Source organism: Streptomyces sp. NPDC107538, from assembly GCF_055657445.1.
Genome location: NZ_JBVKAY010000020.1, coordinates 101,244 through 114,080, shown reverse-complemented (window position 1 = coordinate 114,080; position 12,837 = coordinate 101,244). Strand labels below are relative to the sequence as shown.

13 protein-coding genes are annotated in these 12,837 nt (G+C 68.1%); 8 read left to right on the top strand and 5 right to left on the bottom strand.

Annotated features, from left to right (window positions below):
- Positions 1 to 139: 139 nt before the first annotated feature.
- The 4 genes from ACZ7MG_RS40085 (at position 140) to ACZ7MG_RS40070 (ending at position 4,489) form a co-directional block, all read left to right on the top strand.
- Positions 140 to 1,366, top strand: a complete 1,227-nt coding sequence (locus ACZ7MG_RS40085; RefSeq protein ID WP_471396027.1) for a L,D-transpeptidase — start codon at positions 140 to 142, stop codon at positions 1,364 to 1,366.
- Positions 1,367 to 1,605: 239 nt separating this feature from the next.
- Positions 1,606 to 2,796: a L,D-transpeptidase gene (locus tag ACZ7MG_RS40080; protein WP_471396029.1), complete on the top strand. Its 1,191-nt coding sequence runs from the start codon at positions 1,606 to 1,608 to the stop codon at positions 2,794 to 2,796.
- Between the two features lie 84 nt (positions 2,797 to 2,880).
- On the top strand, positions 2,881 to 3,648 hold the full coding sequence (locus tag ACZ7MG_RS40075) for an enoyl-CoA hydratase/isomerase family protein (protein WP_471396031.1): 768 nt from the start codon (positions 2,881 to 2,883) through the stop codon (positions 3,646 to 3,648).
- A 337-nt stretch (positions 3,649 to 3,985) separates the two neighbouring features.
- Positions 3,986 to 4,489 (top strand): ATP-binding protein, encoded by a 504-nt coding sequence (locus ACZ7MG_RS40070; RefSeq protein ID WP_471396033.1) that lies wholly within the window; start codon positions 3,986 to 3,988, stop codon positions 4,487 to 4,489.
- Here ACZ7MG_RS40070 and ACZ7MG_RS40065 read toward each other — a convergent pair.
- The 5 genes from ACZ7MG_RS40065 to ACZ7MG_RS40045 all read right to left on the bottom strand — a co-directional run bounded on the left by ACZ7MG_RS40065 (position 4,486) and on the right by ACZ7MG_RS40045 (position 8,756).
- Positions 4,486 to 4,896, bottom strand: coding sequence for an NUDIX domain-containing protein (locus ACZ7MG_RS40065; protein WP_471396035.1), 411 nt, complete (start codon positions 4,894 to 4,896; stop codon positions 4,486 to 4,488). The two genes, ACZ7MG_RS40070 and ACZ7MG_RS40065, sit on opposite strands and share 4 nt — an antisense overlap.
- A gap of 82 nt (positions 4,897 to 4,978) precedes the next feature.
- Positions 4,979 to 5,335, bottom strand: a complete 357-nt coding sequence (locus ACZ7MG_RS40060) for a nucleoside triphosphate pyrophosphohydrolase family protein (protein ID WP_471396037.1) — start codon at positions 5,333 to 5,335, stop codon at positions 4,979 to 4,981.
- A gap of 41 nt (positions 5,336 to 5,376) precedes the next feature.
- The gene (locus ACZ7MG_RS40055; protein ID WP_471396039.1) at positions 5,377 to 6,714 is read right to left on the bottom strand and encodes a UDP-glucose dehydrogenase family protein; all 1,338 of its coding nucleotides are present in this window, start codon (positions 6,712 to 6,714) and stop codon (positions 5,377 to 5,379) included.
- A 104-nt stretch (positions 6,715 to 6,818) separates the two neighbouring features.
- On the bottom strand, positions 6,819 to 8,069 hold the full coding sequence (locus ACZ7MG_RS40050) for a hypothetical protein (protein WP_471396041.1): 1,251 nt from the start codon (positions 8,067 to 8,069) through the stop codon (positions 6,819 to 6,821).
- A 57-nt stretch (positions 8,070 to 8,126) separates the two neighbouring features.
- Positions 8,127 to 8,756, bottom strand: a complete 630-nt coding sequence (locus ACZ7MG_RS40045; RefSeq protein ID WP_471396043.1) for a hypothetical protein — start codon at positions 8,754 to 8,756, stop codon at positions 8,127 to 8,129.
- 233 nt (positions 8,757 to 8,989) lie between these two features.
- Here ACZ7MG_RS40045 and ACZ7MG_RS40040 point away from each other — a divergent pair, with 233 nt between their 5' ends.
- The 4 genes from ACZ7MG_RS40040 (at position 8,990) to ACZ7MG_RS40025 (ending at position 12,822) form a co-directional block, all read left to right on the top strand.
- On the top strand, positions 8,990 to 10,183 hold the full coding sequence (locus ACZ7MG_RS40040) for a Tat pathway signal protein (protein ID WP_471396045.1): 1,194 nt from the start codon (positions 8,990 to 8,992) through the stop codon (positions 10,181 to 10,183).
- Positions 10,180 to 10,761, top strand: coding sequence for an N-acetyltransferase (locus tag ACZ7MG_RS40035; RefSeq protein ID WP_471396047.1), 582 nt, complete (start codon positions 10,180 to 10,182; stop codon positions 10,759 to 10,761). The genes ACZ7MG_RS40040 and ACZ7MG_RS40035 overlap by 4 nt, the downstream gene beginning before the upstream one ends.
- A gap of 91 nt (positions 10,762 to 10,852) precedes the next feature.
- Positions 10,853 to 12,106: a YVTN family beta-propeller repeat protein gene (locus tag ACZ7MG_RS40030; RefSeq protein WP_471396048.1), complete on the top strand. Its 1,254-nt coding sequence runs from the start codon at positions 10,853 to 10,855 to the stop codon at positions 12,104 to 12,106.
- Between the two features lie 104 nt (positions 12,107 to 12,210).
- On the top strand, positions 12,211 to 12,822 hold the full coding sequence (locus ACZ7MG_RS40025; RefSeq protein ID WP_471396051.1) for an ADP-ribosyltransferase: 612 nt from the start codon (positions 12,211 to 12,213) through the stop codon (positions 12,820 to 12,822).
- Positions 12,823 to 12,837: the final 15 nt, after the last annotated feature.

Genomic DNA, 12,837 nt, shown 5'->3' with positions numbered 1-12,837 from the left:
CCGCGGCTCGTTGAGCGACGGGAAAGGGGAGCAAGGCGTCCCTGCACTGCTCCCCATCGCGTCGTCCTCCCAAGGGTTCTGCCCAGAGCACGCCTCGCACTCACGTTTCCCGGGGGCGTGCGCCGTCGTTGGGCCGCACGTGAACCACGCACAGACGCACGCGCGCCGCGCCGGGGCCGCCCTGGCCGCCGCACTCACTTGGGCCGGACTGCTGTTCGGTGCCGTCGGATGCACCGCGGGACCGCCACTGACCAGCGGAAAGGCGCCCGGCGACACCATCCGGGTCACTCCGGAGGACGGCAGCAAGGGCGTGCGCCCGGAGCAGCGCTTCGAAGTACGGGTGCCCAACGGGCGCCTGGAGTCCGTGAAGGTGGTGAAGTCACAGGACGCGCAGGAGTCACCCGTCCCGGGCCGGCTCTCCGCCGACGGGCTGACCTGGCGCCCCACCGGCTCACCGAAGCTCGCGCTGGCCGCCCGGTACACCGTGGACGCGGTCGCCCTCGACGGCCACGGCCGCCGCTCGGCACGGCACGTCACCTTCACCACCCACGTCCCCGACGAGCGGTTCATCGCGTACGTCACTCCGGAGAACCGGGCCACCGTCGGCACCGGCATGATCGTCTCCCTGGAGTTCAACCGGGCGGTCGAGAACCGCGCCGCCGTCGAACGCGCCGTCGAGATCACCGCCGAGCCGGCCGTCGAGGTCCGCCCGCACTGGTTCGGCGACGGGCGGCTCGACTTCCGCCCCGAGAGGTACTGGACGCCCGGCACCCGCGTCACCGTCGGACTGCGGCTGCGGGACGTGGAGGGCGCGCCCGGCGTCTACGGCCAGCAGGACAGGACGTTCTCCTTCACCGTCGGCCGCCATCAGGTCAGCGTCGTCGACGCGGCCCGGCACACCATGCGCGTGGAACGCGCGGGCGGCGTGCTCGCCACCCTCCCCATCACGGCCGGGGCGCCCAAGACCACGACGTACAACGGGAAGATGGTCGTCACCGAGATGCTGGAGGTGACCCGGATGAACGGCGCCACCGTCGGCTTCAGGAAGGCGAACGGCAAGGGCGAGTACGACATCCCGGACGTCCCGCACGCCATGCGCCTGACCACCTCCGGCACCTTCCTGCACGGCAACTACTGGGCCCCGGACGCCTTCGGCCGGGCCAACGTCAGCCATGGCTGTGTCGGCCTGCGCGATGTGAAGGGCGGCGACTCCGGCACCCCCGCGGGCTGGTTCTTCGACCGCAGCCTCGTCGGCGACGTCGTCGAGGTCGTCAACAGCGACGACAAAAAGGTCGCTCCCGACAATGGGCTCGGAGGCTGGAACATGGGGTGGAACGCATGGAAAGCGGGTGCTGCGGTGAAGTAGACCGACATGGCACCGGCGCACCGTACGCGCGTGATCATGCAAGTTGGGACTGAACGGTGACATTCACCGAGGTCAATCCCAGCCGATCATCTGGTTAATGTACGGGCGTACGCGCACGCTGCGCGTAGGGGTGCGGGCCTGATCAGGCCGTGCGAGGGGAGAACAGAGAGTTGAACGGGCGACCGATTTCGGGGGCGTCGGTTGGCGCGCGGACGCGGCGGCGCAAGGGGGCTCTGGCGATGCTGCCGATCCTGATGCTGCTCGCCGTCACCGCGTGCGGCGGAGGCGGGGGTTCGGACTCCGGCTCCGGCGGCGACAAGGGGAAGGGCTCCGACCAGAGCGCCTCCTCCGGCAAGGCGGCCACCAAGGCCTCGGAGGCCGTGGTCTCCATCGCGCCGGAGAACGGCGCCGACTCCGTGGCCACCAGCGGCGCCCTGAAGGTGAGCGCCGCCAAGGGCAAGCTGTCCGAGGTCACGGTGGAGAACGACAAGGGCGAGAAGATCGCCGGTGAGATAGCCGAGGACGGCTCCAGCTGGAAGCCGTCCATCCATCTCAACTCGGCCACCGAGTACAAGGTGCACGCCGTCGCGAAGGACTCCGAGGGGCGTGAGGCGGCCGAGGACTCGTCCTTCACCACGCTGACCCCGAAGAACACCTTCGTCGGCATCTTCACCCCCGAGGACGGCTCGAAGGTCGGCGTCGGCATGCCGTTCTCGATCCGCTTCACCCGGGGCATCACCGCCCCCGAGGACGTCGAGAAGGCCATCACCATCAAGACCGAGCCGGCCGTCGACGTCGAGGGCCACTGGTTCGGCAACGACCGGATCGACTTCCGCCCGGAGAAGTACTGGAAGGCCGGGACGAAAGTCACCGTCGACCTCAACCTCGACGGCGTCGAGGGCCGCGAGGGCGTCTACGGCGAGCAGAGCAAGAAGGTCTCCTTCACCATCGGCCGCAGCCAGGTCTCCACGGTCGACGTCAAGAAGCTCACCATGAAGGTCGAGCGCGACGGCAAGGTCATCAAGACCATCCCGGTCACCACCGGCAAGCCCGGCATGGAGACCTGGAACGGCCAGATGGTCATCAGCGAGCGCCTCAGCGTGACCCGGATGAACGGCGAGACCGTCGGCTACGGCGGCGAGTACGACATCAAGGACGTGCCGGACGCCATGCGGCTGACCAACTCCGGCACCTTCATCCACGGCAACTACTGGGGCGGCGACGCCTTCGGCAACTACAACGCCAGCCACGGCTGCATCGGCCTGCGCGACACCCGCGGCGGCTGGGACCGCAAGGCGCCGGGCGCCTGGTTCTTCGACAACTCGATGATCGGTGACGTCGTGGTCGTCAAGAACTCCAACGACCGCGTCGTGGACCCGGACAACGGCTACAACGGCTGGAACATGGCCTGGGACAAGTGGAAGGCGTAGCCCTCTCCGCTCGACGTACGGCTCCGGTGTGCTGTGACACAGCACACCGGAGCCGTTGTCGTTAGTGCCCGTTAACCTGCCTTCATGACCGTGCATCTCGAAGTCGCCGAAGGCGTGGGCACCATCCGCCTGGACCGCCCGCCCATGAACGCCCTGGACATCGCCACCCAGGACCGCCTCAAGGAACTCGCCGAGGAGGCCACGGACCGGGCCGACGTCCGCGCGGTCGTCCTCTACGGAGGAGACAAGGTGTTCGCGGCCGGCGCGGACATCAAGGAGATGCAGGACATGGACCACGCGGCGATGGTCGCCCGGGCCCGCGCCCTCCAGGACTCCTTCAGCGCCGTCGCCCGAATCCCCAAGCCGGTCGTCGCGGCCGTCACCGGCTACGCCCTGGGCGGCGGTTGCGAGCTGGCGCTCTGCGCGGACTACCGGATCGCCGGGGAGAACGCGAAGCTCGGCCAGCCGGAGATCCTGCTCGGGGTGATCCCGGGCGCGGGCGGCACCCAGCGGCTGTCCCGTCTCATCGGCCCCTCCAAGGCCAAGGACCTCATCTTCACCGGCCGGATGGTCAAGGCGGACGAGGCCCTCGTCCTCGGCCTGGTGGACCGGGTGGTCCCGGCCGACGAGGTGTACTCCGCCGCGCACGAGTGGGCCGCGCGGCTGGCGCGCGGGCCGGCGATCGCGCTGCGGGCCGCCAAGGAGTCCATCGACGCGGGCCTGGAGACCGACCTGGAGACCGGTCTCGCCATCGAACGGAACTGGTTCGCGGGCCTCTTCGCCACGGAGGACCGCGAACGCGGCATGCGCAGCTTCGTGGAGGAGGGGCCGGGCAAGGCGAAGTTCGTCTGACGGCGGTGGAAGTGGAATCGGATCCGGTCGGCCGCCGCTGGCGGCCCCCGAAATCCGGCTCACAAGTTCCGCTGATCGACTTGCAGTTGACGCGGTGTATTACCCGCGTCCCCCGAAGGAGCGGTTTATCCGTACCTTAAGGCAGCCTTAAGAGAGCCTTGCCCAAGGCTCTTGACGCTGACCGGAGTTCAGGGTGTTCGTGCAGGTCAGAGCGGCTACCGCAGACGGCTTACTGCCACTGGCATATGTCAAACGAAACCCCCGGAATGGTTGGTTCCGGGGGTTGTATTCCTGCGGAACGGCCCCGAAAGGGGCTCGGGGCGGCCATGATGGGGGCATGGCGGGGCTGGAGGGTATCGAACAGCCGCGGCGGCACGGGAGTGCGACCGCGGCGCGTTGGTCACCTGCGATCGAGGACGAACGGGCGCAGAAGGCACTGGAGTTGTTCGGCAACCCGACCGAGGCGGAGGTCCCGCTGCCGTCCCGTCCCGAGTCCGCGGCCACGGCCCGCCGGCTCGCCCAGGTCGTCGTCCTCCGCCAGTGGCGGCTGTCGCCGAAGATGACCGAGGACGCGGTCTTACTCGTCTCCGAACTCGTGGGCAACGCCGTACGCCACACCGGCGCCCGCGTCTTCGGACTCCGCATGCGCCGCCGCCCCGGCTGGATCCGCGTCGAGGTCCGCGACCCCTCCCGGGGGCTGCCCTGTCTCATCCCGGTCCAGGAGATGGACACCAGCGGCCGCGGCCTGTTCCTCGTCGACAAGCTCTCGGACCGGTGGGGCGTCGACCTACTTCCCCGCGGCAAGACGACCTGGTTCGAGATGCGGGTAGCGGACCGTTAAGTGTCTTGCCCTGTGAGCTGAAGAATGTAGTACCGGATATGCGGTGGCATCTTTTCCGGCAGGTTCCCGGAAGCGGTGAGGCGAAGTTCCTGTCCTTCACCGACAACGAGTTCGCTCTGCACTCCCTCCCAGGAGCCGAGGAACACATGGGGTGGGGTCTTGCCGGGCTCGTAAGCGGCCACCGTGACCTCTTCGATCGTGTCCGGGACGATGCCCGTCTCTTCCTTGATCTCCCGAAGGATGGTGTCCGTCGGAGTCTCGCCAGGCTCCGGGCCACCCCCGGGCAGGGACCAGTGCCCCGGCCAACAGATGCCGGGCTTGTCGTCCCGAAGCTGAAGCAGCACTTCGCGGCGGCTGTTCACGATCACCGCGACGCATCCGGGTGTCTTCTTCGGGGCAGCAGCCACAGCGGTAATTCCTCCGTGCTCACGAAACGACAACACCCCCACCGTAATCCGTACCGGCGGGGGTGAGCTGTTCGTAGCCTCGTTACGGCTCCACGGCGGCGTCCGTGTTCTCGCGGGCGGCACGCTCGTACCCGTACGACAGGTATCGCTCCCAGTGGGCAGGCGCATTCGGGCAGATCCGGTCCAGCGCGACCAGCCCAGCCATGATCGTGGCGCACAGCTCGTCATACACGTCGGTCGCTGATGCGTTGGTGACACCGTCCGTGCCCCAGCCGCGAGAGCGCCGGTACTTCTCGACGGATTCACCGGCTTCTTCGGAGACCTTCGCCAGGAGCAGCAGTGTTTCCACCTCAGGGTCACCGGCCCGGAGGCGGCGTTCGTCACGGCCGCGCAGTGCACGAATCCGCGTGAACAGGTCGGCGTGCTGGGGCTGGGGCATGTGGGTCTCCCGTCGTGTCGTCGGCGGCCCGCCCGGCTGGGTCAGGCCCTGGGGTGCTGTACAGGGCGGCCGAGTTGATGCACGGTCCAGCCGGCGGCCGTCCATGCGGAGGTGTCGATGGCTGTGCGTACGTCGACCAGGACGCGGCGGCGTACCACTCGGGCCGCTGTCCCGGGAAGGGCGGCGTCCTTGGTGAACTCGGGCCATTCGGTGGCCAGGACGACGATGTCGGCGCCGTCGAGCGCGGTGCGGATGTCCTCGGCGTAGGTGTATTCGGGGTGCAACTGCCGTGCGGCGGCGACCGATTCGGGGTCGTGGATGACGGTGCGGGCGGCGGAGGAGTGCAGGAGACCGGCCAGGCGCAGTGCGGGGCTGTTCCGTACGTCGCTGGTGCCCGCCTTGAAGGAGGCGCCGAGGACGGCGATCGTCGCGGTGTCGAGCGGGCCGCCGTGAGCTTTCTCCACCAGGTCGCGCGCGGCGTCCATCCGGGCGTGGTTGACGTTCTCCACGGCGTTCAGCAGCTCTGCGGCGCCAGTGGCTCCGATCTCTCCGACGCGGTGGGTGAAGGCGGCGACGTCCTTGGGCAGGCAGCCTCCTCCGTAGCCGATGCCGGGCCGCATGCCGCCGTGGCCGATGCGGGGGTCGATGCCGATGCCGTGGGCCACGGTGGCGACGTCGGCGCCGGTGATCTCGCAGACCTCCGCCATGGCGTTGATGTAACTGATCTTCGCGGAAAGGAACGCGTTCGCCGCGCTCTTGAGGACCTCGGCCGTGGCCGGGTCGGTGACGATCAACTCGGTGTCCTTGCGATCGAGGATCGGTGCGTACACCGCACGTACGGCCTTCTCCGCAGCAGGGGAAGTCAGGCCCACGACGATACGGTCGGGGTACAGGGAGTCCTCGACGGCGTGGCCCTCCCGCAGGAACTCGGGGTTCCAGACGAGGTCGACTCCGGCCGATCCGGCGTGCTCGGTGATGATCTCCTGGAGGCGGGCGACGGTACCGACGGTGACGGTGCTCTTGCCGACGATGGTGGCGGGCCGCCGCAGTAGTGGTGCGAGGGCGCGTACGGCGCCGACGACCTGGCCGACGTCGTAGCCCCGGCCGTCTGCCCGCAGCGGGGTTCCGACCGCGACGAAGTGGAGGTCGGCGAACTCGGCGGCCTCGCTCAGGCTGGTGGTGAACCGCAGGCGCCCTGCGCGGATGTGCCGGTCCAGCAGTTCGTCCAGGCCCTTCTCGTAGAAGTGGCCCCGGCCGCTCTGGAGCATCTTGACCGTCTCCGGGTTGAGTTCGACCCCGATGACGTCGTGACCGAGTTCGGCCATCGCGGCGGCGTGCGGAGCACCGAGGTGCCCGCAGCCGATCACCGAAACGCGCATTGCTGTTCCTTGGTGTGGGTGGTTGTCGTGGGTCGCACAAGGAGTGCGCCCCACGACGCTATCGCCCCCGGGCCGAGGGGAGTTGAGCCTTGGCCATGGGCTGTTCAGAGGGTGATGCCGAGGTGGTCACACAGTCCGGTCAGGGCGGGAATGGCCCCCGACCGGACGACGACGTCGCCTTCCCGCGCTCCTTCGATGGGGTACTCCTTGAAGGCGCCGTTCTCCATCAGGCCTTCAGGGTCCACGTAGAAGATCCGCATGCCCCGTTCCCGCGCACGGGCTTGTACCTCCCGCCGGTCGGCGTGCAGACCGACTACGAGCAGGGCCTTGGCCTTGTCGAGAAGGGGTACGGGTGGGATCTTCTGGTCGTAACGGCGGACGAAGACCTCCGGTAGTCCCGCGCGTGCCGACAGTGTGTCGAAGTTGTGGGTGATGGCAGGGCCGACCATGAGCCCGGCGTCGTGGAGTGCCTTGAGGGCCCGGTGCGCGGGGGTCGGCTCGGCCACGAAACACGCGGCGAACATCCGCGTGAGGTGCTCGGCCTTGGTCAAGGGGGAGAGGAGCATCTCCTGGACGAGCGTGTCCGCCGCTGGATCGAGGGTGAAGGCGTGGGCCTGGGTGAGCGTGTTGTCGCGCCGGTCGGTGACCCGGTACACCTCATGGAGATAGTGCAGCGGCGGGACACCGGCCTCGATGCTGGTGCCGCAGCCGACTTCCACCTGGAAGGGAAGGAAGTCGAGGAGGCCCGTCAGGTCCTCGGCGTACGCAGGGTTGCCCCGTTGTTCCTTGACCCGGATGCCGCCGGCGAGGACGTCCCAGGGGAGTTGGCGCATAGGCCGGGGCGGGGTGAGGTAGCACTCGGAGGCAAACCGTACGTCCAGGGAATGGAAGCCGTCGGGCGTGGGCCGGTCGGCGCGCTCGTCCTGGGGGTGGATGTCGTACTGGGTGGCGACGACGGCCAGGTCGCCACGGTGCCATCCGCCCGCTGTGCTCTCTTTCCACCTGCCCTCGGCGATCCAGCCCTGGAACTGCTTGGCGTACGCGCGGATCTCCTCGGCCGGCGCCGTGTACGACACGTACAGGTACAGCTCCGCCAGGACCAGTCGGGGTACGGGGAACGTGTAGTCGAGGTCGTAGTCGTAGCGGTAGTGCACGATGCGGCGGCGGCCGGTGGAGTCCTTGCTCCATCCGGACTGCTCGGCGTTGGCCGGGTCCTGGGTACGGCGCCAGATGCCTTCCTCGACGCTGCGGGGGCGCTCGTGCCCCGTACCGGCGAAGTACTTGTTCCACGTCCGTACCTGCGTCTCGTTCAGCTGCTCGATGACAGGGTGGGGCAAGTACAAGGGCGAGACCATGAGGGTTCTCCTTCACGGATGGTGCAGTGTGGGGTGAGAGGACGTTCCGGAGTCGGCTCAGGCGGAACGTGGCGTGAGCGGCGGGGCGTCCCCGTGCTCGGCCGTCGGCATCTCCGCCGCCTGCGCCCGTCTGCGCACGGCGAACGTCAGGAACTGTTGGACCGTGTCCGGGTCGGCGAGGGCACCAGGGATTCTTGTCGGAACGCACCAGTACGAGCGCTCCGCGTCCGGATCGACGGCCTCGGGCCGTGGCACACCCACGTAGGAGCCCATCCCCAGGAACTCCATGTCCGAGTCGTGGCGCGGTCCGGTGGTTCGCCATTCCGGACGCCGCCTGGCGCTCGACGGCACGAGGACGTAGTACCACCGGGCGTGCCTGTCCATGAACACGGGGTGGCCTTGCAACGCCTCGGAGAGGAAGACGTCCACATCCCGAGCGATGTTCGTGTCGGCAGCCGCGTACACCAAGGCGGTGGAGATCCGGACGGTGCTGAGGAGGCCGCCGCACCCAATGAGTGCCAGCCCTCCTTGTGCCCACTGCTCTCGGGCTTTCTCCGGTTCGAACGCGGCGGCCAGGAGCCAGGATCGGACGTGGGCTGCGAGGTCACGATCCTTGCCGGACTCCGGCTCGGCGGGGGCGCCTACCGCTGGAGGGCTGGTTGGTCCTGCGTCTTCGGGGTGGGGCATCAAGGGACTCCCTGGTCCACGGTCGTGCTCTTTCCGGGTACTCAGACAACCGCCGCACCAATGCTGTTGGCGATGCCGTTTGGACCGGGCGTCGCTCGCAAAGCACCTGCCGTTTTGGCATTCTCTTTACTCTTGGTCCGGATGCCCCGCTCTAACGTTCAGTCATGCCGGGAACACGGAACGAAGCGCTCGCATCGTGGATGCAGCGGCATGGAGTGCTTGTCAGGGAGCTGATGTCCCTGGTCAACAAGGCGATCGAAGATTTGACCGGCTGTTATGGGAAGGTCAACGAAAGGCACATCTTCAAGCTGCTGAGCGGCGAACACCGCTCTCCCAACGGTCAGTTGAGGACGGCACTTGAGAACATCACAGGTCTGCCGGCTGCGGAGTCAGGCTTTGTTCCTCGGGGGAGGAAGAACGTAGATTCCTGCCCCACACCCGAGGACGACCCCTTGTATCGCCGCACTTTCCTTGCCGCGGCCGCCGCCGCTGGAGCCTCACTGACCGCGCCGTCCGCCGAGCGCCGCCGACTCGGCTCCGCCGATGTCGACCGTATGAATGCCAAGCTGGCGGCCGTGGTCAGCATGGACGACAAGTACGGAGGAACGCGGGAGCTCCAACAGCACGCGGCAAAGCTCGCCGAAGAGACCGCGCAATTGCAGAACACGCACATGGCGTCGGCGCGTATTCGGTCGGAGTTGTATGGCGTCGCAGCCGCGTTCACGGCGAGCGCCATGTGGGCGGCCATCGACGGCCGACGGCTCACCGAGGCGGAGCCCTATCTCAACCGGGCGGTGACGCTCGCCGGTCTGGCCAAGAACCGGCAGGTACTTTTCCGCGTGTGGGGCCACGCTGCGATCATGTATCGCCACCTCGGTCGCCCCGCTGACGCCGTCGCGGCAGCCGAGGCAGCCCGCGCGACATCCATCACCCGATGCGACTCGCTGTATGCCTCGCTCGCGACGGCCCGACTCGCCACCTATCACGCCGACATGGGAGACGACCGTAGCGCTCTTCGTGCCATCGGTCTCGCACAAGCCGGCTACGACCGTGCCGACCAGGCGAGACACCGCCCGCCGTGGATGGCATTCTACGACCAGGCTGAACTGGACAGCCTCGCCACCTTCGCCTACCTGCGGCTTGGCAGGTGGGAGGACGCCGAGCGCCACGCTCACCGATGCCTCGCGGGCCTACGGCCCGACCTCGCACGCAACCGTGCACTGACGTACGCGAACCTCGCCTTGGCCCAACTTGGCCAAGGCGACATCGAGCCGGCCGTCGCCACAGCTCAGAACGTCCCCGCCGCGATGACCGTAAACGGCCGTGTGAGCACGCTTTTGAAGGACTTCACCACCCGACTCGTGACCGTAGCGCCGCGCAGTGCCGAGAGCGCCGCGTGGCTTGAGTACCGGAGGACAGCCACTTGAGCGGCACGATCACCTATCGCAGGACCCGCGATGTCGCCGAAGTACGGCAGCTCATCATCGATATTCACGTGGAGGTGCGTGGAGAGTTCGGACTGATGGATCGGCCGTTCTACCAGCGCGACCGGTTCGACGAGCGGCTGTCGGCGTACTCTTCCCGCCCCGGCTGGGAGGCCGTCGTCGCCTACCACGGTCAGGAACCGGTCGGGTACGTCTTCGCCGTACCGCTCGGCGAGAGCACCGCCTGGTGGTCTGCGGAGCGGGAACCGCTCCCTGACGCGTACGTGAAGGAAGACGGCAAGCGAACCCTCGCGCTCAACGAGATCCTCACTCGCCGACCGTGGCGCGGTGCCCACGGCCAAGGCGTCGCCAGGGCTCTGCACGAGGAACTGCTGTCGCAGCGCCAAGAGCAGCGCGTCACTCTGCTGGTCAACCCTGCTCTGTCCGATGGTCGCCTCAAGGCGGTCTACGAGTCCTGGGGGTACAAGCAGGTCGGCTGTCAACAACCGTTCGACGACTCGCCGGAATTCGCCACGATGGTTCGGGACCCTTTGCGTCAGCCGACACCTTCTGCAAAATGAGGCCGTCGGCCGCCTGAGCCCACCCGACGCGGATCTCCGTCAAACGGGCCAATCGCCGAAGATTTCCGTTCCGCTCTCTATAACTGTGCGCGTGACGACGCCCCCCGATCTCAGCCCGCGCGCTCCGAAACAGCGCACCCACACCCAGCACAACCTCGTGCAGCGCACGATCCTCGCCGCCGCTGTTCTCGTCGCCGTCGCCGCGTGCGGTTCTGCGGCCAGGACCGACGAGCAGCAGCAGCGCATCCGGGCCGACCGGGCCGCCGCCGAAGCCGAAGCCGCCGAGCGGAAGAAGAAACAGCGGGCGGCGATCCGGGGACTGCACGGCATGCCGCCCGTGCTGGACCCCAAGGACGTCTACGCCGCCGACCGCCCCAACCGGCTCTCCCCGGTGGTCAAGGACTTCCCGTCCCGGGTCTACGTCCCCAACAGCGAGTCCGACACCGTCACCGTCATCGACCCGGAGACGTACGAGATCGTCGAGACGATCCCGGTGGGCCGCCAGCCCCAGCACGTCGTGCCGTCCTGGGACCTCAAGACCCTGTGGGTCAACAACAACCGGGGCCACACCCTCACCCCCATCGACCCGAAGACGGGGAAGGCGGGCAAGCCGGTCGAGGTGCACGACCCGTACAACCTGTACTTCACCCCCAACGGCGAGTACGCCGTCGTCATGGCCTCCCTCGACCGCGAACTCGTCTTCCGCGACCCGCACACCATGAAGCGGGTCAAGACCGAGCCGGTCACCTGCTACGGCGTCAACCACGCCGACTTCTCGATGGACGGCAGGTACTTCATCGTGTCGTGCGAGTTCAGCGGGGAACTGCTGAAGGTCGACACCGAGAAGATGAAGGTGATCGGACAGCAGAAACTGCCGTTCGAGGGCGCGATGCCGCAGGACGTGAAGATCTCCCCGGACGGCAAGCGCTTCTACATCGCCGACATGATGGCCGACGGCATGTGGGTCCTCGACGGCGACACGTTCGCCGAACCGACGCTCCTGCCCACCGGCAAGGGCACCCACGGCCTCTACGTCGGCCGCGACTCCCGCGAGATGTACGTCTCCAACCGCGGCGAGGGCACGGTGTCGGTCTTCGACTTCACCGAGAACAAGCTCACCAAGAAGTGGCACCTCCCCGACGGCGGCAGCCCCGACATGGGCGGCGTCTCCGCCGACGGCAAGGTCCTGTGGCTCTCCGGCCGCTACGACTCCGAGGTGTACGCCCTCGACACCCGCACCGGGGAACAACTCGCCCGCATCCCCGTCGGCAGCGGCCCGCACGGCCTCGCGGTCTACCCGCAGCCCGGCCGCTACTCGCTCGGCCACACGGGCGTCTTCCGGTGACCCGTGACCACCCGCGGTGACCGATGACAACCGTCTGGGCTGACACGCCTCCGTACGAGTGACGGTCCCCGGCCCGGTGCCGCGCAGCCGAGATCGTGCTGAGCATGATCACTTCTCGTGCGCGGCGCCGGGCCGCCGCCGTCGTCCTGTCCCTCTCCGCCGTTTTCGCGACCTCCGCCGCGACCGCTCCGGCACAGACCGCCCCCGCTACGCCGGCCAAGGCCGCCGCCCCCACCTGTCCCCGGTTCGACGACCCGGTGCACGCCGCCGCCGACCGCCGCGTGGACGTCGACCGCATCACGCCCGACCCGGTCTGGCGCACCACCTGCGGCACGCTGTACCGCAGCGACAGCCGGGGCCCGGCGGTCGTCTTCGAGCAGGGCTTCCTCCCCAAGGACGTCATCGACGGGCAGTACGACATCGAGAGTTACGTCCTGGTCAACCAGCCCTCGCCGTACGTCTCCACGACCTACGACCACGACCTGTACAAGACCTGGTACAAGTCCGGCTACAACTACTACATCGACGCCCCGGGCGGGGTGGACGTCAACAAGACCATCGGCGACCAGCACAAGTGGGCCGACCAGGTCGAGGTCGCCTTCCCCGGCGGCATCCGGACGGAGTTCGTCATCGGTGTCTGCCCGGTCGACAAGAAGACCAAGACGGAGAAGATGAGCGAGTGCGAGAGCAACCCGCACTACCGGCCCTGGCACTGACCCCCACCGCGCCCA

Excerpts from the sequence above, each read along its gene's own strand:
- ACZ7MG_RS40075 (WP_471396031.1), top strand. The coding sequence starts at position 2,881 with ATGACCGTGCATCTCGAAGTCGCCGAAGGCGTGGGCACCATCCGCCTG.
- ACZ7MG_RS40045 (WP_471396043.1), bottom strand. The coding sequence starts at position 8,756 with ATGCCCCACCCCGAAGACGCAGGACCAACCAGCCCTCCAGCGGTAGGC.
- ACZ7MG_RS40070 (WP_471396033.1), top strand. The coding sequence starts at position 3,986 with ATGGCGGGGCTGGAGGGTATCGAACAGCCGCGGCGGCACGGGAGTGCG.
- ACZ7MG_RS40040 (WP_471396045.1), top strand. The coding sequence starts at position 8,990 with ATGTCCCTGGTCAACAAGGCGATCGAAGATTTGACCGGCTGTTATGGG.
- ACZ7MG_RS40080 (WP_471396029.1), top strand. The coding sequence starts at position 1,606 with ATGCTGCCGATCCTGATGCTGCTCGCCGTCACCGCGTGCGGCGGAGGC.
- ACZ7MG_RS40055 (WP_471396039.1), bottom strand. The coding sequence starts at position 6,714 with ATGCGCGTTTCGGTGATCGGCTGCGGGCACCTCGGTGCTCCGCACGCC.
- ACZ7MG_RS40025 (WP_471396051.1), top strand. The coding sequence starts at position 12,211 with ATGATCACTTCTCGTGCGCGGCGCCGGGCCGCCGCCGTCGTCCTGTCC.
- ACZ7MG_RS40060 (WP_471396037.1), bottom strand. The coding sequence starts at position 5,335 with ATGCCCCAGCCCCAGCACGCCGACCTGTTCACGCGGATTCGTGCACTG.
- ACZ7MG_RS40050 (WP_471396041.1), bottom strand. The coding sequence starts at position 8,069 with ATGGTCTCGCCCTTGTACTTGCCCCACCCTGTCATCGAGCAGCTGAAC.